The 20,668-nt window shown below is 35.4% G+C and carries 19 protein-coding genes, 2 pseudogenes and 1 other annotated feature; of the genes and pseudogenes, 8 read left to right on the top strand and 13 right to left on the bottom strand.

Going from position 1 to position 20,668, the window contains the following annotated elements; genetic code table 11:
* The first annotated feature begins 31 nt into the window (after positions 1–31).
* From ILT06_RS16655 to lsrF, 4 genes are read left to right on the top strand one after another with little or no spacing between them, the layout of a single operon-like run.
* A complete protein-coding gene (locus ILT06_RS16655) occupies positions 32–964 on the top strand; it encodes a sugar-binding transcriptional regulator (RefSeq protein ID WP_064475621.1) in 933 nt (310 codons plus the stop codon).
* Positions 964–2,526 carry an autoinducer-2 kinase gene (gene lsrK / locus ILT06_RS16650; protein WP_064475622.1) on the top strand — a complete coding sequence of 521 codons (1,563 nt, stop codon included), beginning with the start codon at positions 964–966 and terminating at the stop codon, positions 2,524–2,526. The genes ILT06_RS16655 and lsrK overlap by 1 nt, the downstream gene beginning before the upstream one ends.
* Positions 2,527–2,556: 30 nt before the next feature.
* Complete coding sequence (locus ILT06_RS16645; protein ID WP_064475623.1) at positions 2,557–2,919, top strand: cupin domain-containing protein; 363 nt, start codon at positions 2,557–2,559, stop codon at positions 2,917–2,919.
* Between the two features lie 6 nt (positions 2,920–2,925).
* Positions 2,926–3,708 (top strand): 3-hydroxy-5-phosphonooxypentane-2,4-dione thiolase, encoded by a 783-nt coding sequence (gene lsrF / locus ILT06_RS16640; protein WP_000219778.1) that lies wholly within the window; start codon positions 2,926–2,928, stop codon positions 3,706–3,708.
* Positions 3,709–3,846: 138 nt separating this feature from the next.
* Here the strand turns inward: lsrF and ILT06_RS16635 are convergent, their stop codons facing one another.
* The 7 genes from ILT06_RS16635 to ILT06_RS16605 form a co-directional block, all read right to left on the bottom strand.
* The gene (locus tag ILT06_RS16635) at positions 3,847–4,350 is read right to left on the bottom strand and encodes a GNAT family N-acetyltransferase (RefSeq protein ID WP_064475624.1); all 504 of its coding nucleotides are present in this window, start codon (positions 4,348–4,350) and stop codon (positions 3,847–3,849) included.
* A 357-nt stretch (positions 4,351–4,707) separates the two neighbouring features.
* A complete protein-coding gene (locus ILT06_RS16630; protein WP_064475625.1) occupies positions 4,708–5,103 on the bottom strand; it encodes a VOC family protein in 396 nt (131 codons plus the stop codon).
* Between the two features lie 202 nt (positions 5,104–5,305).
* Complete coding sequence (locus ILT06_RS16625) at positions 5,306–6,010, bottom strand: nucleotidyltransferase domain-containing protein (protein ID WP_098102486.1); 705 nt, start codon at positions 6,008–6,010, stop codon at positions 5,306–5,308.
* A gap of 78 nt (positions 6,011–6,088) precedes the next feature.
* Positions 6,089–6,676 carry a hypothetical protein gene (locus ILT06_RS16620; protein WP_064475627.1) on the bottom strand — a complete coding sequence of 196 codons (588 nt, stop codon included), beginning with the start codon at positions 6,674–6,676 and terminating at the stop codon, positions 6,089–6,091.
* 105 nt (positions 6,677–6,781) lie between these two features.
* Complete coding sequence (hmoA, locus tag ILT06_RS16615) at positions 6,782–7,108, bottom strand: heme-degrading monooxygenase HmoA (RefSeq protein WP_064475628.1); 327 nt, start codon at positions 7,106–7,108, stop codon at positions 6,782–6,784.
* A gap of 96 nt (positions 7,109–7,204) precedes the next feature.
* The gene (locus tag ILT06_RS16610) at positions 7,205–8,425 is read right to left on the bottom strand and encodes an MFS transporter (RefSeq protein WP_222655304.1); all 1,221 of its coding nucleotides are present in this window, start codon (positions 8,423–8,425) and stop codon (positions 7,205–7,207) included.
* Between the two features lie 51 nt (positions 8,426–8,476).
* Positions 8,477–9,520 (bottom strand): ArsR/SmtB family transcription factor, encoded by a 1,044-nt coding sequence (locus tag ILT06_RS16605; protein WP_154132005.1) that lies wholly within the window; start codon positions 9,518–9,520, stop codon positions 8,477–8,479.
* Between the two features lie 164 nt (positions 9,521–9,684).
* Here ILT06_RS16605 and ILT06_RS16600 point away from each other — a divergent pair, with 164 nt between their 5' ends.
* Positions 9,685–10,878 carry a NupC/NupG family nucleoside CNT transporter gene (locus ILT06_RS16600; protein WP_154132006.1) on the top strand — a complete coding sequence of 398 codons (1,194 nt, stop codon included), beginning with the start codon at positions 9,685–9,687 and terminating at the stop codon, positions 10,876–10,878.
* 49 nt (positions 10,879–10,927) lie between these two features.
* Here ILT06_RS16600 and ILT06_RS16595 read toward each other — a convergent pair whose 3' ends face one another.
* The gene (locus ILT06_RS16595; protein ID WP_149174156.1) at positions 10,928–12,175 is read right to left on the bottom strand and encodes a glutamate-5-semialdehyde dehydrogenase; all 1,248 of its coding nucleotides are present in this window, start codon (positions 12,173–12,175) and stop codon (positions 10,928–10,930) included.
* A gap of 30 nt (positions 12,176–12,205) precedes the next feature.
* Entirely contained in the window at positions 12,206–13,309 is a 1,104-nt protein-coding gene (proB, locus tag ILT06_RS16590; RefSeq protein WP_064475633.1) for a glutamate 5-kinase, read from the bottom strand.
* Between the two features lie 144 nt (positions 13,310–13,453).
* Positions 13,454–13,664: a binding site (T-box leader), on the bottom strand.
* A 339-nt stretch (positions 13,665–14,003) separates the two neighbouring features.
* On the opposite strand from proB, the gene proC reads away from it, so the two are divergent.
* The gene (gene proC, locus ILT06_RS16585) at positions 14,004–14,822 is read left to right on the top strand and encodes a pyrroline-5-carboxylate reductase (RefSeq protein ID WP_064475634.1); all 819 of its coding nucleotides are present in this window, start codon (positions 14,004–14,006) and stop codon (positions 14,820–14,822) included.
* 201 nt (positions 14,823–15,023) lie between these two features.
* Here proC and ILT06_RS16580 read toward each other — a convergent pair whose 3' ends face one another.
* The 3 genes and pseudogenes from ILT06_RS16580 to ILT06_RS16570 all read right to left on the bottom strand — a co-directional run.
* The gene (locus ILT06_RS16580; protein ID WP_088046671.1) at positions 15,024–16,664 is read right to left on the bottom strand and encodes a M20/M25/M40 family metallo-hydrolase; all 1,641 of its coding nucleotides are present in this window, start codon (positions 16,662–16,664) and stop codon (positions 15,024–15,026) included.
* A 76-nt stretch (positions 16,665–16,740) separates the two neighbouring features.
* Entirely contained in the window at positions 16,741–17,490 is a 750-nt protein-coding gene (locus ILT06_RS16575) for an IclR family transcriptional regulator (RefSeq protein WP_000250770.1), read from the bottom strand.
* Between the two features lie 301 nt (positions 17,491–17,791).
* A pseudogene (locus ILT06_RS16570) lies at positions 17,792–17,914 on the bottom strand (fatty acid desaturase); the annotation flags it as partial.
* Between the two features lie 2 nt (positions 17,915–17,916).
* Between ILT06_RS16570 and ILT06_RS16565 the strand changes: the two are divergent.
* Positions 17,917–18,378 (top strand): annotated as a pseudogene (locus tag ILT06_RS16565) (amino acid permease); the annotation flags it as partial.
* Positions 18,379–18,690: 312 nt separating this feature from the next.
* A complete protein-coding gene (locus tag ILT06_RS16560) occupies positions 18,691–19,038 on the top strand; it encodes a VOC family protein (protein ID WP_064475637.1) in 348 nt (115 codons plus the stop codon).
* 470 nt (positions 19,039–19,508) lie between these two features.
* Here the strand turns inward: ILT06_RS16560 and desA are convergent, their stop codons facing one another.
* A complete protein-coding gene (desA, locus tag ILT06_RS16555; protein ID WP_064475638.1) occupies positions 19,509–20,540 on the bottom strand; it encodes a Delta(5) desaturase DesA in 1,032 nt (343 codons plus the stop codon).
* Positions 20,541–20,668 lie beyond the last annotated feature (128 nt).

Here is a 20,668-nt window from a genome sequence, read left to right as displayed (position 1 = left end):
CAGTGGTCAATTGTTGAAAGGGATGAAGAGTATGACACAGCTGAACTTTGAAGAGAATTTATTAACGAAAGTAGCTTGGTACTATTATAAAGATCAATTAACACAACAGGAGATCGCTTCACTTCTTCATATTTCAAGAAATAAAGTCGTCCGGTTATTAGATAAGGCGCGCAGTGAAGGTATCGTTACATTTCACGTAAAAGGGACTGGTTTTCACTGTTTAAGTATTGAACGTGACTTAATGAAAAAATTCCATTTAAAAGATGCTTTCATTATCCCTACTCCAATAGACAATTATCACGCTTCTCTCGGAAAAGCTGCTGCACAGTATTTAGAAAATCAGCTCCAACAAGGCGATTTACTCGGCATTGGATGGGGTGAAACAATTAGCAAAATGCTAGAAAACATTCATTTTGAAACTTCCATTAATCTTTCAATCGTAACGCTAACAGGCGGAGTAAATCACTATCTCCCGAGAAAACAAAACTATTTACACTACATGCAAGGCGATCTTCATATTATCCCTACACCGTTTCTAGCATCTACAACCGAAATGGCACAAAGTATTCTATCAGAACCGAGTGTCAAAGATATGCTTCATGTCGCTTCACTTGCTCATACAGCTATTGTTGGTATTGGAGGATTATCTCAAGACGCTACGATTGTAAAAGAAGAAAAATTAACGCTACGTGAAATGACATATATTCGTAGCCAACACGGCGCTGGTGATATTTTAGGACAGTTTTATAATACGAATGGTGATTTATTACATCTTCCGCATCACAACCGCCTAATTGGTACGCCACTCTCTATCCTTCGCAAAATGAAGCATGTCGTTGGTGTTGCTGGTGGTACAGAAAAAATAGACGCCATTTACGGAGCTTTAAAGGGGAGATTTATTCATACATTAATTACCGATGAGGAAACTGCCCTCTCCTTATTACGAAAGGATGGTGAGTGTTAATGTCTCATTTATTAGCTTTCGATGCTGGTACAGGAAGCATTCGAGCTGTTCTTTTTGATTTACTAGGTAATCAAATTGCGGTCAGTCAAAAAGAATGGGTTCATAAAACGGATCCTCGTTATCCAGGCTCTATGAATTTTGATGTAAAAGAAAACTGGCACCTTGTACAACAATGTACGAAAGAAGTTTTACAAAGAAGTAATGTCTCTCCCTCTTCTATTCAAGCTATTAGCGCTACTAGTATGCGAGAAGGTTTTGTTTTATATGATAAAGGTGGGCAAGAAATATGGGCTTGTGCAAATGTTGATGGGCGCGCATCTGCTGAAGTTAGTGAACTAAAAGAAATTCGGTCACATCTGGAAGAAGATTTATATACAAGATCTGGGCAAACTTTTTCATTAGGTGCTTTACCTCGCCTACTTTGGATTAAAAAACATGAACCAGACGTCTATAGCAATATTCATTCTTTTACGATGTTAAACGATTGGATTTTATATAAATTAAGCGGCGTACTGCAAATCGACCCCTCAAACGGTTGTACGTCCGGTATTTTTAACTTACAAAATAGAGTGTGGGATAACGATGTCGCTAAAGAATGCGGTCTAGCTTTACCATTTTCACCAACAGTAAATGAAGCTGGTACAGTAATTGGCACCGTCACAAAAGAGTGTGCAGCATTAACTGGATTACGTGAAGGAATTCCTGTCGTCGCCGGGGGCGGAGATGCACAAATGGCATCACTTGGAACAGGAGTCGTGAAACCTTATCAAACGTTAGTATGCGGAGGCAGTTTTTGGCAGCAAGAAGTGAATGTTACAGAACCAATAACGGATCCATATGCTGCGATTCGGGTAAATTGTCACGTCGCACCTAACCTATGGCAATATGAAACGATTGCCTTTTTCCCAGGCCTTGTTATGCGATGGTTTCGAGACGCTTTTTGCCAAGAGGAAAAGAAACTTGCTGACAAACTTGGTGTAGATGCTTATGAATTATTAGAAGAACAAGCGAAAGACGTACCTGTCGGTTCACATGGCATTATCCCTACTTTTTCAAACGTTATGAACTATATTTCTTGGCGTCATGCCGCACCTTCTTTTTTAAATTTAAGTTTAGACGCTGACAAATGCGGCAAAAAAGAACTGTTCCGTGCTATTGAGGAAAATGCTGCCTTCGTTACACTTGGTAACTTAAAATTAATAGAAAATCTCACAGGGACATTCCCTTCTGAAGTCGTGTTTGCTGGCGGTGCCGCTAAAGGAAAACTATGGCCACAAATTCTATCAGACGTACTCGGTATCCCAGTAAAAGTACCAGTTGTAAAAGAAGCAGCTGCTTTAGGAACTGCGATTGCTGCCGGAGTTGGTGCTGGCATATATTCATCTATGGCAGAAACTGCCGAACAGTTTGTACAGTGGGAGCACACATTCGAACCAATTACTGAAAATCACGAACTATATAAAGAGTTCTATGAAACATGGAAAACTGTATATGACAGTCAGCTCGCTTTAGCTGATATAGGGCTCACCTCACATATGTGGATTGCGCCTGGTGCACTGTAACAGATTACATTACATAAAGGAGTGAAATGTATGTTAAAAGTGAATGAAAATGATTTCTCCTATCGCTTCGGTGATAACGGGCCGAAATATTTAATACAAGGTCCGAATATTGATCTTGGCCTTGTTGTCATTCAGCCTGGGCAGGAGTTTCAAAATCACTTTCATACGACGTGCGAGGAAGTCTTTTATGCATTAGAAGGTGAAATTGATTTCTATGTGAATAACGAAAGAGTTCCGATTAAACAAGGCGATGTATTGCAAGTTCGCCCTCATGAATCTCACTATCTTATTAACCATTCTGATAAACCTTTTAAAGCAGTTTTTATAAAGTCACCACATTTACCAAATAAAGATACGGTACAAACGGAAAATCCAACATTAACGAAGGAGTGATTTCAAATGACTTGGGGATTTAAAAATCGATTAAACACAATCTTACCTGATGGCAGAGCGGTTATGTTAGCGATAGATCACGGCTACTTTTTAGGACCAATTCACGGCCTAGAACAACCGCTGGAAACGGTTAAAAACTTACTTCCTTATACAGATTCCCTCTTTTTGACGCGTGGTGTACTTAGCTCTTGTATTCCTGAAAACTGCAGCACACCGATGGTTATGCGTGTTTCAGGTGGAGCTACTGTCGTCGGTAAAGATTTAGCGAATGAAACAATTGTTACACCTGTAAAAGAAGCAGTAAAACAAAATGCAATTGGCGTCGGCGTTTCAGTTTTCGTCGGATCCGACTATGAAACACAAACAGTTTCAAATCTCGCAAATGTAGTTTCAGAAGCTCACGATTACGGTCTGCCAGTACTCGGCATTACCGCTGTTGCAAAAGAACTACAAAAACGTGAAGCTCGCTTTCTAGCACTTGCTTCCCGCGTATGCGTTGAAATGGGAGCTGACATTATTAAAACGTATTACTGCGAAGGATTCGAAAAAATTACAAGCACTTGCCCTGCCCCAGTCGTCATCGCTGGCGGACCAAAATTAGACTCAATTGAAGACGCATTAAACATTACGTACAATGCACTGCAAGAAGGTGCAATCGGAGTAGACATGGGCCGAAATATTTGGCAATCTGAACATCCTGCTGCGATGATTCAAGCAATTCATGGTATCGTGAAGAATGGATTGAATGTGAAAGAGGCACTCCAATTATACGAAGATGTAAAAAATTAAAATAAACGACAGACTATTACACTTAAATATATACAAAATCAATACTTACTATAAGAAAAAGCCTCTATGTTAGATTACTAAGTAACCTAACATAGAGGCTTTCTTTTACATTTTTTTGTTCCTGATTTGGTCAGATTTCTACAAATCGCGTACGTTCCAAACAATCTCACCGCGCTCCCCCCACGTACTGTGATGCCGATGAAACCCTATCTTTTCTAATACCCGGAAAGACGCCGTATTCCAAGCGCCTACAGTTGACCAAAGTCTTTGGCGCCCCGTAGCAATCGCAGCCTCTAGCACTGCTGATGCTGCCTCTGTCGCATAACCATTACGATGAGCACTTTGGAACAATTCGTATGCAATTTCCGGCTCTTCAAGCGTGGAACGACCGATGATTAAGCCACAGTATCCGATAAAATCCCCTTCTTCTCGCCTACGTATAGTAAGAAGAGAAATACCATTTTCAGTTGCTTTCTTGCGCATTTCAATAAGGGCGCTACGAACAGATTCAACAGTTGGCATATCCACACCACGTTCACCAATTAATTTTCTAAGCCAGACTGCATCGGATTCCTCCCACATATTCAGATCGAGTCGTTCTGTTTTCAGCTGGAACGCCATATCTTTAAAAACAGCTGTCATAGCCGTAACCTCCTATTCATATCACTGCACTACTTATAATAGTTTCGTACTTTACCATATGGAAAACCTGCTTCATTCTCTAAATTTTCTTGCATCAGCATACAAAATTGTTATTTTATACATAAGCAATTCCGCTGCTAAATAGACCTTGTAATGAAACTTCATTTTAAGTCTACAATATTTGATTTATGAATGATTTTAGATTTACACTTAATATTTACATTTAAAAATGTATCATCATTTCGCTGACTAAAATCCGTTTATTTTTACTTTTATGTCCCTTAAAATAATCAAGCCCCTTTCCAAACTGGATAAGGGGCTTGATTGACATCTTCAAACAATTACTCTTGTTAATCGCTATTGAACTTTCTTACCGTCTTTATAGTCAAGGCAGGACACTTCAATTAACAATCCATTAAACATTGAAAAATAAAAACCATAACTACTACCTCTCATAGAATACGGTGCCTTTTCTATTTCAATGCCTCCAGCTACTAATCGATTATATGCTTGATCAACTTCACTTGAAGTATCGACTAAAAAACCAATATGAAAAGCTTCGGGATACATCACTTCCTTATTCCCCTTAAATGCTTTTGGATCGCTTAACACAAGTATAAATCCACTCTCATCACTCATTACTACTAGCGCCTTTCCCTTTTGCTCTAAAAATTGAAAATCAAAAAATGTTTCAAAGAAATGTCTCGCTTCTAATAAATCATCAACACATAGATTCAAGTGATTCAACTTCATTCGCTCATCTCCTTTTAAGCAGAGGGTATATAGACTCATTTTCATAACATTTAAATATGTAAGGAAAGATATTCAAGCGTTCCGTCTAAGACTATGCTTTATAGTCTAATACTTTTTTCTATAGTCTAGAACGTTTTTTAAGACTGCAATTCCATAAACCGTTCGACGTGAAATACTATTTTACCTATATAAAATAGCCACATTATTTATTTTTCAAATTGTGTAAAACCCAATCAATCAAGAAAATTGCTGAAGAGATACGCTCTGTCGTATCCCCTAAAAATAATTTATGAAGTAATGTCTCCAATTGAATTGGTTTATTAGGCAACACTTGAATATACCTTAAAACAGATCCCGCTGGCGGTGTAGGTTTGTTATTAATAGCCCATATCCCTTCTAACAATGTCCAAGTTGACGTATGAACAATGTATGAAGCTTTTAACTCATCATGTGCTTTCATAGCAGACTGAATTTTAATGAGCGAACTACGCAACCAATGAGAAATACCTTTCACTTTGTCACTAGAAACACGATAGTTTTCAAATTCATATGCAGCTATTTCCTTTAACTTTTTCAACTCATTGCTTCTATCAAACAAAATTTCCCCTTCTAAAAATGTGTATAGTTCCATCGGGTTGTTTTTTAAGTTTACTAGTATTTGATTAACATCTGCATACTTATATTCAACTAAAATACCTTCTCTCGTTTCAGAATGAAATTTTTTCTTTTGTCCTTCTTCTAAAAGAATATAGAAATCTAAATCCGAATCAGGATATGCATCGCCTCTTGCGACAGATCCGATAAGCATACATCCAGTTACCTTATCTATTGATAAGATTTCAGCTACTATTGTTTGCACTAATTTTTTATGTTGTTCATGTTTAATAGATGTTTGTGTTTCTAACATTTGTAACCTCCAAACATATTATTATGGAGTTATTCCTCCCCTAAATATATTGTACTTTTCTTATAATCTCCTACATACTTATTCAACGATTGTCAGTTCATATACAATTGCGTCTTTACTACTTTTTGTTTGATCTTGAATCGTAACAATATCTCCAGCTTTTATTTTCGAAGCATTCACTACTTTTACCATCTCCGGCGGAACATACCCTCCATTGTTCTCTTTATTTAGCGGAAACCACTTTACTGATTTGTTAGTTGCTTCTAAAATTTTATATTTAATCGTACCATCATATTTTATTTCACCAACAAGATCTTTTACTAATGTAGGTGTATATTTATCCTCTTCTTTTTCTAAAGAAATATAATCACCTATATCTAGGATACCGTTTCTTACAGGTGCTTCCCATTTTGTTGGATTTAAATCATTTAAACTTACCTTCACACTGTCTTCTTTATTTGAGCTAGCATCTTTTAAAGATATTTCATTATAATTCTTACCAATAATAATATACTCTTTCTGCTCTACTATTTTTGCACTACTTTCACGTTTTTCTTCCTCATTGTTAGATACTTCTTCTTTCACATCATTATTACTACACGCTGATAATAACGTTGTCGCTAAAGCTGTCATTAGTAACATATTCTTCACTTCATTTACCTCCATTTATAACGAAACAATAAATCATATATCACATCCATATTTTACTATACATCAAAAAAAGAGGATATTTGTTTATTACTAAACAAATATCCTCTACTTTTATATATATTACGACTGTTGATAAGCCGCTTTCGATGATTTTACATAATAAACTGCGTGATCAACGTTAATGATATGATCTGGTTTTGGTTTGCCACGGCTCGCTCTATGTCCTGCTAAATGTTCTTCACTTGTTTCCCAGTTTTTCCATGCTTCTTCAGATTCCCAGCGAATCATAACGACAACTTCTTCATCGCCGCGTCTTACTTTTTTCACAAGAACACTTAAGTCGATGAACCCTTGAAATTTTTCAATAATACCTTCTCCAGTGAAACGTTCTACAACTATATTTGATGTACCTTCTTTTACTGTAAATGTTTTCGTTTCAATAAACATATAATCCACTCCCTCTTCTTATTACGAATACTAGTATTCTTCTATTATAGTTGATTATGATAATTATTTTCAATTAAAAAGTTTTAATTGTTTGAATTAAGCTGTTTTCTCTTCAACAGCTTCATCTAAAAATTTGAAATAAGGAAGGAATAATCCTATTAAAGAAGTAACACATATAATCGCACCGATAATAAAGTATAGTGCTCTTATTCCCCACATTTCACTTAATATGCCTCCTAATAACACACCTAACGGCATAGAAGATCGTATGAAAAATAAACGCACTGAAAATATTTGTCCTATCATATTGTTTGGTACTGTTTGTTGGCAAATTGTTGTGTTATGAACATTGAAAAATGAAATACAAATACCTGCAACTACTTCAATGAACACCGCAATTACTATACTATGATTGAACCCTAGAGAAATGTATGTAAGTCCTCCTATAAACAATCCACCAAGCATAAGTATACGCCGGCTTTTATACGTTACTTTTCCGACTAGTATAGATCCAACTACATAGCCAAACGGGAAACCAGCCATAAAATAACCAAACTCCGCATATCCCGCTGACAGCTCATCTTTTATATAAGGAAGATTTGTAACCAACGTTACCCCAACCCCAAATTGCACGAAAGTAAGAAAAATACCTAGCCAAACGATAACTGGTTTTGTGAAAAAATATGTAAAACCGTGCAGAAACTGTTCTAACCACGTTTTCCGAATGGGTTGTGTTGTTCTCCTCTCTTTTATATTAAGTAATAATGCACCACTAACAAATAGACAAATACATACGCAAGATAATGTAAGTTCTGCTCCAATCAAATGAATGATTACTCCGCCTAATACCGGCCCAAGAAACATCATCAGACGAGCCATTCCATCAATAGACGCATTTGCGTCTTGAAGCTGTTCTTTACATACAATGCTCGATGTAATTGCTTGACTTGCAGGTGTATACAGCGGCGTAATAAGTCCAATTATTATTTGGACGGCATATACGTGCCAAACTTCTATACTACTAGTAAGTAACATGACTAACGGCAGTAAGAAGATCGAAGCTCGCACCCATTGCGAAAATATCATAATCCACTTCCGGCTCCATTTATCAATAAATGGGCCACTTATTAGTTGTAGTATGAGTGACGGGATAAAGTATAGTAACCACATACTACTTAATGCTGTTTTTGACCCTGTTAATTCATAAACAAGAATCGAATTACATAACGTTCCGAAAGCCCCGCCTAACTCTGAAATTGCACTGCCAATCCACATATAAAAGAACGAACGGTTTTTCAATACATTTTTCAATTTCATACACCAACTTTTCTACTAGATTCCTCCCTCTATGTGCATTCTAGTTGCATATTATCTATTTAAAAACGCTTCTAATTCTTTCGCTAACGACTGTACTGCTTTCTTTCTCAATACATATTTCCCCTCATGTATATCAACTAACTTCGCTGCACGTAACAATTTCAAATGGTGATGTACAGTCGATTTACCGAGTTGCAGTCTTTCTGTAATTTCCTGCAATGTTCGTTCTTTTTCAAACAACATTTTTACAATGCGTAATCTCGCCTCATCTCCAAGAGCTTTATGCTTTTGAACTAAAAAATAATTCGGTTCATATAGATCTTCAGGATGGATGCTTTCGTTTGCGACTGGGTAATGAAATACTTTCGTATCTTCAATATCCGCCTCAATATTCCACGGTCTGTACGTCATTTGCGGGATAAGAAGTACATTATGAACACTTGGTTCTGGCATATAGTTCACACCGCCAGTCGCCCACTCGACAAACTCTTCTGATTTCATCTTTTTATTCATTTCATTTTTCGCTTCATAATCTCGTTTTAATATAGATAGTATTTGCTCTTCCTCTTTCTGAATAACACTCTCATACCAACCTGTCATAACAGCGATTAAATGAGATTTCAGCACTTGTACATGAACATCACATATAAAACGAATATACGTAGAGAAAAACGGATGATCTTGTGTCAGTTCCTCTAGTTCATGTATTGCAGTTACGTCCCCACTTGCTGCTAAATGTCTTTGCCCTTCATACTTCTCACCTAAAAACGGTAAACATATATACTTCAAATCTACTTCTGAAAGCAAATCGATTTTAGCATGAAACTGTGATAAGTCCTGAAACTCTCCCTTATACAACAACTGAAGCAACGCTTTCCACGTATTATGTTCTTCTACAAACTGTAAGTGCTCTCTCATTTCTTCTGTTAATGATTCCTTAATTTCTTCCCATTCATTTTGACTCTTTTCAAGAGTATCGATTAACCTTTTATGAGTAATTGCCGCAATGCCAAGCCCGCATTCGAAAAGTATCGAATATTTTACTTGAACGTTATAAGTTTCCCTGTTTCTACTCGTTATGTGATAGACCTCCATTTTTATCCCCTCCTTGTTTGCTATATATCAAATTCTACTTTTATCGAATTTCACCTTCTATATTTTTAGAATTAACAAAATTTAAGTTAAAATACATTCATTCTAAATTAAGAAGAATAGGAGCTTTTTTATATACAAATAATAACTTTCAAGGAGTTGTTGACATGCATTTCATATTGAATATGTTAGGGATTTTCATTGTAATCTTATTCGTTTTCCTCTGTTCGCCTAATAAAAAACAAATAAAATGGAGACCAATCGTTATTCTAATCATATTGGAGCTCTTTATTACGTGGTTTATGTTAGGCACGAAGCTCGGCAGTATTATCATTAATAAAATCGCGTCATTTTTCAGTTGGCTACTAGCATGCGCGAATGAAGGTATTCGGTTTGCCTTTCCTTCAGCTATGGAAAATCAAACCGTTGATTTCTTCTTTAGTGCATTACTTCCTATCATTTTTGTTATCACGTTCTTTGATATTCTTTCGTACTTCGGAATCTTAACTTGGATTATTGATATAGTAGGTGCAGTTATTTCAAAGATTTCTCGTTTACCAAAGTTAGAAAGTTTCTTTTCGATTCAAATGATGTTTTTAGGAAACACTGAAGCACTTGCGGTTGTTCGTGATCAATTATCCGTTTTAAAAGAAAATCGTTTATTAACTTTTGGAATTATGAGTATGAGTAGCGTTAGCGGATCCATTCTTGGCGCTTATTTATCAATGGTTCCGGCAACATATATTTTCAGCGCAATCCCTTTAAACTGTATTAACGCATTAATTTTAGCCAATGTATTAAATCCTGTGGAAGTTTCAAAAGAAGAAGATGTCGTATATACACCTGCAAAAGATGAAAAAAAGGATTTCTTTTCTACTATTTCAAACAGTATGTTAGTTGGAATGAATATGGTTATCGTTATTTTAGCTATGGTAATTGGTTATGTAGCATTAACTGCATGTTTAAATGGGATTTTGGGCTTTTTTGTAACAGGTTTAACAATTGAAAAAATCTTCTCCATTATCTTTAGTCCTTTTGCTTTTTTACTCGGTTTATCTGGCAAGGATGCTATGTATGTAGCTGAATTAATGGGGATCAAAATAACGACGAATGAATTTGTTGCAATGATGGATTTAAAATCGAACCTAAAGTCGTTACAGCCACATACGATTGCGGTTGCAACTACATTTCTAGCTTCTTTTGCTAACTTTAGTACAGTAGGTATGATCTACGGAACTTACAATTCATTATTTGGCGGAGAAAAATCATCCATAATCGGTAAAAATGTTTGGAAGCTTCTTGTTAGCGGGATGGCAGTTTCCTTATTAAGCGCTATGCTCGTTGGGCTTTTTGTATGGTAAATAATCTTTAAAATAAAAGACACCCAAGCTAATTGAGTGTCTTTTATTTTTATTTTCGAATCTGACCATTTCCACGAATCACATATTTTGTAGAAGTTAATGCAGGAAGTCCCATTGGTCCCCTTACATGTAGCTTTTGTGTACTTATACCAATCTCTGCTCCAAATCCGAATTCAGATCCATCAGTAAAACGAGTGGATGCATTATGATACAGTGCCGCCGCATCAACAGATGTGAAGAACTTATTGACGTTTTCCTCGTCCTCTGTAATAATCGCTTCGGAATGCATAGATCCATACGTATTTATGTGATGAATCGCTTCTTCTATAGAAGAAACTACTTTCACTGCCAGCGTGAGTGATAAAAATTCTGTACCCCAGTCTTCTTCTGAAGCAAGTACAGTTGAAGAATCAATTGCCAGTGCATTCTGATCTCCACGTAACTCCACGCCTTTTTCCTTCAAAGATGAAAACAACTCGCTACCAAATTGCTGCGCCCACTTCTCATGAAGTACAATCGTTTCAATGGCATTACATACAGATGGACGCTGCGTTTTTGCATTTATAATAATATCAATTGCCATTTGTTTATCCGCTGTTTCATCAATCAAAATATGACAATTTCCTGCACCCGTTTCAAGTACTGGAACAGATGCTTCTCTCACTACCGTATCAATTAATTGTTTGCCGCCTCTTGGAATAAGAACGTCTAGGTAATCATTCATTGTAAACAACTGCTTTGCGCTATCCCGCGTTGTATCTTCTATAAGTTGTACACTTTCTGGAGACAAACTTGTTTGTTTGAGCGCTCGGTGAATAACGGCAACGATGGCTTTGTTAGAATTGATAGCAGAAGAACTACCACGTAATATAACTGCGTTTCCTGTTTTTAAACAAATTGTAGCAGCATCTACCGTTACATTTGGCCTTGCCTCGTAAATCATCCCAACAACACCAAGTGGTACACGCATCTCCTGAATAGATAATCCATTTGGTCGCTCCCATTTACTTACACATTCTCCAACAGGATCACGTAATTCAATTAACTGCTTAATTCCCTCTGCCATATCAATAATACGCTGCTCATTCAGCATAAGACGATCAAGGAGAGAATCGGAAAATCCTTTCGCCTTACCTTCTTCAATATCCCGTTTGTTTTCCTCTAAAATATAAGCTGTTTCTACTATTAACTGATCCGCAATAGCAGCAAGTGCTTCATTTTTTTGACTTGTAGATTTTAGTACAAGTTCTCTAGCAATTTCTTTCGCTTTTTTTCCCTTTTCCAACACTTCATTCATCTTTTTTCCCCCTTTTTAACATCACTATTCTTAAAGTGAAACCCAATAATCTCTATGAATGACTTCATAATTATGCCTATCGCCTCTTGCTTGAATATCTTGGCTTTGCATACCTTTTACATCTCTTAGTTCCTCAGCACTATATGTGCATTGCCCTTTTCCGATGACGCGCCCTTGTTGCGTCATTACTTCTACGACATCGCCAACTTTGAAAAATCCTGACACATTCGTAACGCCAGCAGGAAGAAGACTCTTACCATGTTGAATGATAGCAGTAGCTGCTCCGGCGTCTATTTCAATTTGTCCGCTAACAAGTGAATGCAAGGCGATCCATTGCTTGTTCATCTTCATTTCTTTTTGAGGAGCATTACCGATATACGTTCCATCACCTTTTCCCTTCAAAACATCTACAAATTTCTCTTGTCCACGTCCAGTTCCGATAAATACACTTACGCCGAGAGAAAGTGCTGTCTTCGCAGCATCAATTTTTGATTTCATACCGCCAGTCCCAAGTTTTGAACCAGCATCTCCTGCAAGAGAAGCGATTTCTTCCGTAACTTCAGGAAGGAAATAATATTTTTTCGCATCCTCATTTTTCTGAGGATTTTTGTCATATAGACCGTTCACATCCGTAAAAATCATAAGCGAATCCGCCGAAACAAGTCCGCTAACTAAAGCTGACAGCATATCATTATCACCGAACGTTAGCTCTTCTAAAGAGATGGAATCATTTTCATTTATGATTGGAAGAGCGGAACGGTTTAGTAACTCTCCTAAAGTAGCGTAAGCATTACTATATTGTTCTTTTCTAGAAAAATCACTTCTCGTCAGCAATAATTGCGCAGTAACGATACCATATTTACGAAATTCCTCCGTGTACGCCTGCATTAACAAACTTTGTCCGACAGCTGCAGCAGCCTGTTTTCCTTTAATTGTCACAGGTCTGCTAGGATATCCTAGAGCCGAAAAACCTGCAGCGACAGCCCCAGATGTAATTAACAAAACTTCATGCCCTTCATCTTTCAATCGAGCCAATGCGGCAACGTGATCTGAAAGTTGTTCTTTAGAAATGCCTCCGTGACTATCTGCCAAGGAACTACTCCCAATCTTTACAACAATTCGTTGTTTTTTCACTTTTTTATCCCCCAAGTCTAAAATCAAAGTTTTTTATAAATTACACTTCTATTTATACAGCTTGCAGCGATTCTATTCTTTTCAATGCTGCGCCTAGCCTATTTAAGAGCAAAATAAAAATGACCGCTTCGCCCTTAATAAAATAAAAAGGACGAAACGGTCATTGTTCCGCGGTACCACCTTAATTGATATACATAGATATCCACTTGGCGCCTATAACGCAGGCGAACGCCTAAACTTTCATTTAAGACTCAGGGATAGGTTCGATATATTCTATACGAGGAATCTTTCAGCCGGTGAATTCCACTCTCTTTCGCAAGAAGACATATGTACTATTTCCCTTCAACGATTTTCGGTTTAATTTTTTATATTATGCGATATAGTTTGATTTGGTGTCAAGAAGTATTTTTAAAAATAAATAGAGCGGCAAGTTACTTGCATGAAATTATTGATCTACTGAATGAAAATATAAATCGATATAAGTTTAACTCATATTCATAAACATAATACCTTAAATTATAGTGTATATATTTACAGAATGTCGAATATAATTGTTTTTTATCTTTTAGTGTTGCAAAAAGGAATATATTCTCTTAGAATGTTTCTTTATATTGCATGGAGATGTCATTGTTATTTTAAGATAACAATTTCAAAAGAATATAATTTATTATAAAAGGAGCAAGATTGAGTTATTATGGATAAACAAATTGGATTCATCGGTTGCGGAAATATGGGAATGGCTATGATTGGTGGGATGCTAAACAAAAAGATAGTTTCTGCAAATAATATTATTTGTTCGGATTTAAACAATACGAATTTAAAAAATGCTAGTGAAAAATATGGGCTAACTACAACTACTGACAACAATGAAGTAGCTAAAAATGCTGATATTTTAATTTTATCAATTAAACCAGACCTATACGCATCAATCATTAACGAAATAAAAGAAGTAATCAAAAATGATGTTATCGTCGTAACGATCGCTGCCGGGAAAAACATTAAAAGTACTGAAGAAGCTTTTGCTAAAAAATTAAAGGTTGTAAGAGTAATGCCTAACACCCCTGCTCTTGTTGGAGAAGGTATGTCTGCGCTATGCCCTAATGAAGTGGTGACAGAAAAAGATTTAGAAGATGTGCTAAACATTTTCAATAGCTTTGGTCAAACAGAGATCGTAAGCGAAAAATTAATGGACGTTGTAACATCTGTAAGTGGTTCGTCGCCAGCATACGTATATATGATTATAGAGGCGATGGCAGATGCTGCTGTACTAGATGGTATGCCTAGAAATCAAGCATATAAATTCGCAGCTCAAGCTGTATTGGGCTCTGCAAAAATGGTACTAGAAACAGGCATACATCCAGGTGAATTGAAAGATATGGTGTGTTCTCCTGGCGGAACAACGATAGAAGCTGTAGCAACATTAGAGGAAAAAGGATTACGAACTGCAATTATTTCAGCAATGCAGCGCTGTACACAAAAGTCTGTTGAACTATCTGGTCAAACGAAAAAGTAAAACGATAAAAGAGATTACGTTAGCTATAAATTCACATGAGTTCAACTAGAAAATAGTGGATTACATACTCTCCGGTTTTCACTAAATAATAAATGGACAAACTCATAGATGCTTGAGTTTGTCCGTTCTTTTGATTATACTACAATAATTTTATTTATATCTTCTTTTGAAATTTTAGTTTTACCCCTTCCTTATTCCCTACTATGATTGTGTAATTTTATTAGAAACTAATAATTTTTCAATGCATTTCGGTAACATATCTAATAGCGTTTCAAATGCGTAATTTACATCTAAACGTTCTGTCCATTGATGTGCATCTTTTCCTACCGGTCCCATATTTAATACTGGAACGTCAAACTCTTCCAATTCCTGAAGCGGAATCGAGTAACCTTTATCCCATAATGGCATATTGTCTACAAGTGAACTCATTAAATCTAGTGGATTCTGTAAGCCCACATAGCTCAAATCTGAAATTCCTCCAAAATAGTTTTGGTTTTTAAATGTAATGTTATGATTGTAGTGAGCATACTTTTCCATTTCTGCAACTACTTCTTTAATTAACAAGTTGTTGCGTGAACTTACAGCTGGATAATATGGCGGAGCAAAGAAAAGTACAATCATCGGAGCCTTTTCTTTACATAAAATAGCTAGTTTATCTACTAAATCAATTGTTACCGCACGATCATCTTGATCTTCTCTATTTTTTATTATACTAGATTGAATATCATCTATTTTCTCTTGCCCATGTTGTTCAATTGCATAAGCGATAAGCTCTTCATACGTTAAAACATTTACTTTCATATTAGGCGGTATAAACGGATTATATTTAGAAAAACGATATGCTTGCTTTTCATATGATTCTTCTATTTTCTCTGCTACTTTCGTTACTTTTTGACGTAACAATGAAACGACATCTGTCATCGTTTTTTCTAGTAAAAACAAATTGAACAATGTGACGGCACGATGCGGAATTTGTACAGAATAATCCTCCTTTAAGTCCCGTTGAAGTAAGTTAGTTGGCGGAGGACTCGCTTCTCCTTCTACAACATCACAAAGGTCCGTATTCAATTCTAATTCAGCCGTTAATAAAGCAGCCATATAACTCCCATTTAAACCTGCAAATGGTTCACCTACATGAGTTTCTTTGCCATAGCAAAGAAATCCAGGTAACACTTTACCAATAGAACCAGTATAAATATACTTATTTCGGTCACCAGGATGTCGTGAAAACATAGGCTCTGAATTTAATACCGTTTTATAATCTAAATCGTGTTCTCTTGCTAACTCTAATAATCTTGGAACAGCAGCCCTCATCCCCACCGAGTTCACTTCTTCATCTGGAACAGCTAATAAAAGAACATTTCCGTCAAATCTTCCTACACAAGCTTGCTCAATCATTGCCATTTGTAATGCGAGGCCGCATTTCATGTCCATTGTTCCTCTACCAAATAGCCAATCCCCTTGTTCTATATCTTCACGTACTTGATCTGGTAGTTCATCTTTATGAGAATAAAACATAGACGTTAACTTTTTAGGATTGAATGCATTTTCTTTCCACACTCCGTAATCTTGTACATCTACAACATCAAAGTGACTAACTAGAATTACTGTATTTTTCGTACTATCGCTTTTCTTTACTAGGGCTGTAACAAAAAATCGTCCGTCCCCCGTCGGATTTTTTTGCAAATGATGTGGGTTTTCTTTGAAGTACTGTAAATCAGATAATTGCTCCACAACAAAGTCTGGCAATATCACTTCGGCTTCTGTACCTGTAATACTAGGAATTTCAACAAGACTGCTTAATAATTGAATCAATTGTTCTTTTGATTGCCACTTTGACATGTAACCCCCTCCTATTTTTCCGCATTATGAAAATGAATTCCAGTATATGAATAAAAAATGACGACAGTTATCAAAATTATAGTTCTGATGTACTGCCGATTTTTATTGATATTTCATGAGCTGCTTGTTTTACCTTACTAATAAGAAAAGATAGTCGATCATCATTTATGCGATGACTAATTAACCCAACACTTAATGCTCCTACTACTTTATGATTAAATCCGATAATAGGTGCAGCTACTGAAGCTGTCCCTTCTGTTTTTTCACCATAACTTACCGCATATCCTTCAGTTTTTATTTGCTTTATTTGATCTAAAAGAATGTGCTTTTGTTCTGGTAATGAAGAAAGTAAATGTTCTACAATATGTTCCATTTCATTCGTTTTCATATTGGCAAGCATCGTTTTATTTGCGGCACCAATTGAAAGTGGAATTTGTTCCCCTAAGTTATCAATAACTCGAATTTTTAAAGGGCTATCCATTCTTTCAATGATAATAGAATGTGTGCCATTTGGAATGTTCAAATAAACACTTTCTTCCACTTCAGAGGCTAACCGCTTCATCACTTCTCTTGCAACCGATCTGTAGTCTACCTTCTCCAGTTGACGTAATCCTATTTCCATCCACATTGGCCCAATTTTGTACTGTTTCGTTTCTGAAATTTGCGTAACTAACCCATGCTCGATTAAAGAGTTAAGTAATCTATGTACTGTACTAACGGGGAGATGTGTTCTGTCCGCAATATCAGAAATAGCCCAATACTCTTTTTCATTTGTAGAATTTAACAACTTTATAATACTTATCGCTCTATCAATGGACTGTACCATAACTCACCTCAACTTGACTTGTAATATATTAGTACGCTCAATTACCTATCAATTTAACAAAAATTTAAAATGAAATCAATCCGTTTATTCAATTTTCTAAAAATAAAAATATACTAACGACAATAATTTGAAAGCTTAATCAAAAAAATATTGACTTTTCTTTTTTAATTACCTGAAAATTAAACTATGGCTGTGATTAAACTCCAATTAGGATTTGAACTCCCCTCATAAAAACTATTATTTAAATAAAAACTCTCCTTAAATAAAAAGAATTAAGGAGAGTCTTTTATAAACGATAAAATTATAGTTCAGATTTCACCCGAACAGAAACATTATTTTTAATTATATTTTTGACTTCTTTAAAGCTAACAAAATTGTTACTTTTCTCATCCCAAAGACGGAAGCGAAGTGAACGTAAGCTTGTAAAATGAAGTGGCTCCTGCCTTTCTAAAGAAATTCTCATCACGAGGAATCCCTTTAAACGCTTTAATTATGACGATCGCTATTTCTGCTTTTTCTCTTTTGACGAGCGTTGTAGCTGCCGAAATAGTTTACTTATGGTTAATTTCCATTTCTGGCGTCATAACTATAATTGTTTGGATGTCAATTTGTGTTTCTCAATTCTTTTTCCGTAAACATTATTTAGCCGAAGGTGGAAAATTACAAGACTTAAAATTCAAAACTCCACTTTATCCTCTCGTACCAATTCTTGGATTTGGATTGTATGGCATTATATTAATCAGTCTTATCTTTATCCCTGAACAACGACTTGGAATCTATTGCACTGTACCATTTATCATCTTTTGCTACACCTACTATCACTTTAAAGTTAAGAAAAGAATTTCTGCTAATACTCATAGTGAAACTAAAATTAGTGAGACTATGTAATACTATACTTATATATAAAAGACCGCACATGGCTTTCAATTCATATGCGGTCTTTTATCTTTTATCTTTTTCACTTTTTCTTTCGTTCCTTCATTTCCCTTTACTTTTGGAAGACAAGTCAGTATTTCTATACTCTTTTTCTTTGATTTCAAGTTATGCGAAGAATGATGTCTGTATCATTTCAACAGTCCATACTACTAGCAATTTTGATTTCTTACTGTTTATAAGTTAATAATTTTCCTTACTATCACTGTTTTGATATATTGAATATATAAAGCCAAAAAATTCAAAAATAGACAGGGGTTATCTACGATGATAAAAGGTTTCGGGGGAATATTTTGGAGAACTAAAAATATTGATGTTATAAAAAAATGGTACAGCGAAGTGTTGAAAATTGAAATAGACAATTGGAATGGGACTGTGATTAAACCGCAATTAGGAAATGAAACTATTCTTTCTTTCTTTACCGAAGATGATAATTATTTTCCAACAGAACAGCAAGTGATGTTAAATTTCCAAGTACATAATATGAATGAGACTATTCAGCATCTTGAACATATTGGCGTACCGCTTGAAAAGAAAGAAGAAATTAGTGAATTCGGAAAGTTTATTTGGATTAAAGATCCTGAAGGTCGTCTAATTGAGCTTTGGGAGAAATAATAGCTTTTAATCTTTTACTATTAAATTAACAGCTACTTTAATTCCAGGTAGTAAATAAAAGCTTCTTATCTTTGTGAATTCTTATCTTTGTGAATTCTTATGTTTCAGATTCTATCCCATGCTCATCAAACTAAGGACATTTACAAAAAAGCTATTCTTACGAAAGAATAGCTTTTTGCCTTTTTTTCAAATATTATTCTATAAGTATTTTCTACTATCCCCCTTTGCTATTAATTATCGGCGGATGTATGAACAGTCATAATAATATAAAATAATTCATAACTCCCCAAATTGTTAACATAATATATTTACGGTTACCTTATATTTTTGCCTAAGTACGAGCATTTCCTAACCCTCTTCGATTACATTTTAAATTATTTAAGTTTTCTTCTTATCAGACATCTTTTATTTAAACAAAAACTCCCCTTAAATCGAAAATGATTAAGGAGAGTTTTTTATATACGATGAAATTATAGTTCAGATTTCACTCGAACAGAAACATTGTTTTTAATTATTTTTTTGAATTCTTTAAAGGTAACAAAATTGTTACTTTTCTCATCCCAAAGACGAAAACGAAGTGATCGTAAGCTTGTAGCAAGTGTAATCGTTGGTACATTTTTTAACGGAAGCGTATTATTGTGTGCCTCTTCTAGTTTATAGTTAGGTACTCTTGGACTTAAATGGTGAACATGATGGAATCCAATATTACCAGTTAGAAATTGCAAGATTTTTGGAAGTTTATAAAATGAACTTCCTTCCACTGCCGCTTTCACATATTCCCAATCTTTATCCTCTTCAAAATAAGAATCCTCGAATGTGTGCTGTACGTAAAACAGCCAAATTCCTACTGAACCTGCTATTAAGAATATAGTGCCATGCACTAACAGAAACGATTGCCACCCAATTGCCCAGCAAAGTATAGCTATTAAAGCAACGATTATAATATTCGTCAAATAAGTATTCATACGTTCTTTCTGTCTAGCACCTTTTCGGTTAAATCTATTTTTAAGTAAGAAAACATAAATCGGACCTAATCCAAACATAACGAATGGATTGCGATATAAGCGATATGCTAAACGAAGTCTAAATGGCGCAGCTAAATATTCATCCACTGTAAGCGTCCAAATATCTCCTGTACCTCTCTTATCCAAATTACCACTTGTAGCGTGATGAATAGAATGCTCATGCCCCCATTGATCAAACGGGAATAAAGTTAACACACCCATACATGTCCCTACTATTCTATTCGCACGACGACTTTTAAAGAATGAATAATGGGTACAATCATGAAAAATAATGAAAATCCGTGTCATAAAACCGGCGGCTAACAGAGATGGAACTAACGATAACCAATAAGAAACGGACAAACTTTTATAAGCAAGGTACCATAAAATAATGAATGGCACGATTGTGTTAATAAGTTGCCACACACTTTTTTTAATCGTTGATTTTTCATAAGGAGCAACTTGTTTTTTTAAATTTTTAGTATTTTCTAATGTCATTGGTCTAATTCCTTTCCTTTATGTTGCTAATTCACATTATAGCATACTATTAGTATCAGGTGTTAAAAGTAGCTGTAATAAATATTATATAATATAAAAATCTCTTTTTTCTTACTCATTACTTACAA

Source organism: Bacillus sp. 17RED48 (genome assembly GCF_019837545.1).
In the GTDB taxonomy this organism is placed as follows: Bacteria; Bacillota; Bacilli; order Bacillales; family Bacillaceae_G; genus Bacillus_A; species Bacillus_A wiedmannii.
Note: the sequence above shows the minus strand (reverse complement) of the source record. Positions and strands in the feature narration are given on the sequence as shown.

Bases quoted from the DNA above. Each gene is read 5' to 3' on its own strand.
- ILT06_RS16655 (WP_064475621.1), top strand. From the start codon at position 32: ATGACACAGCTGAACTTTGAAGAGAATTTATTAACGAAAGTAGCTTGG.
- lsrK (WP_064475622.1), top strand. From the start codon at position 964: ATGTCTCATTTATTAGCTTTCGATGCTGGTACAGGAAGCATTCGAGCT.
- ILT06_RS16645 (WP_064475623.1), top strand. From the start codon at position 2,557: ATGTTAAAAGTGAATGAAAATGATTTCTCCTATCGCTTCGGTGATAAC.
- lsrF (WP_000219778.1), top strand. From the start codon at position 2,926: ATGACTTGGGGATTTAAAAATCGATTAAACACAATCTTACCTGATGGC.
- ILT06_RS16635 (WP_064475624.1), bottom strand. From the start codon at position 4,350: ATGACAGCTGTTTTTAAAGATATGGCGTTCCAGCTGAAAACAGAACGA.
- ILT06_RS16630 (WP_064475625.1), bottom strand. From the start codon at position 5,103: ATGAAGTTGAATCACTTGAATCTATGTGTTGATGATTTATTAGAAGCG.
- ILT06_RS16625 (WP_098102486.1), bottom strand. From the start codon at position 6,010: ATGTTAGAAACACAAACATCTATTAAACATGAACAACATAAAAAATTA.
- ILT06_RS16620 (WP_064475627.1), bottom strand. From the start codon at position 6,676: ATGGAGGTAAATGAAGTGAAGAATATGTTACTAATGACAGCTTTAGCG.
- hmoA (WP_064475628.1), bottom strand. From the start codon at position 7,108: ATGTTTATTGAAACGAAAACATTTACAGTAAAAGAAGGTACATCAAAT.
- ILT06_RS16610 (WP_222655304.1), bottom strand. From the start codon at position 8,425: ATGAAATTGAAAAATGTATTGAAAAACCGTTCGTTCTTTTATATGTGG.
- ILT06_RS16605 (WP_154132005.1), bottom strand. From the start codon at position 9,520: ATGGAGGTCTATCACATAACGAGTAGAAACAGGGAAACTTATAACGTT.
- ILT06_RS16600 (WP_154132006.1), top strand. From the start codon at position 9,685: ATGCATTTCATATTGAATATGTTAGGGATTTTCATTGTAATCTTATTC.
- ILT06_RS16595 (WP_149174156.1), bottom strand. From the start codon at position 12,175: ATGAATGAAGTGTTGGAAAAGGGAAAAAAAGCGAAAGAAATTGCTAGA.
- proC (WP_064475634.1), top strand. From the start codon at position 14,004: ATGGATAAACAAATTGGATTCATCGGTTGCGGAAATATGGGAATGGCT.
- ILT06_RS16580 (WP_088046671.1), bottom strand. From the start codon at position 16,664: ATGTCAAAGTGGCAATCAAAAGAACAATTGATTCAATTATTAAGCAGT.
- ILT06_RS16575 (WP_000250770.1), bottom strand. From the start codon at position 17,490: ATGGTACAGTCCATTGATAGAGCGATAAGTATTATAAAGTTGTTAAAT.
- ILT06_RS16560 (WP_064475637.1), top strand. From the start codon at position 18,691: ATGATAAAAGGTTTCGGGGGAATATTTTGGAGAACTAAAAATATTGAT.
- desA (WP_064475638.1), bottom strand. From the start codon at position 20,540: ATGACATTAGAAAATACTAAAAATTTAAAAAAACAAGTTGCTCCTTAT.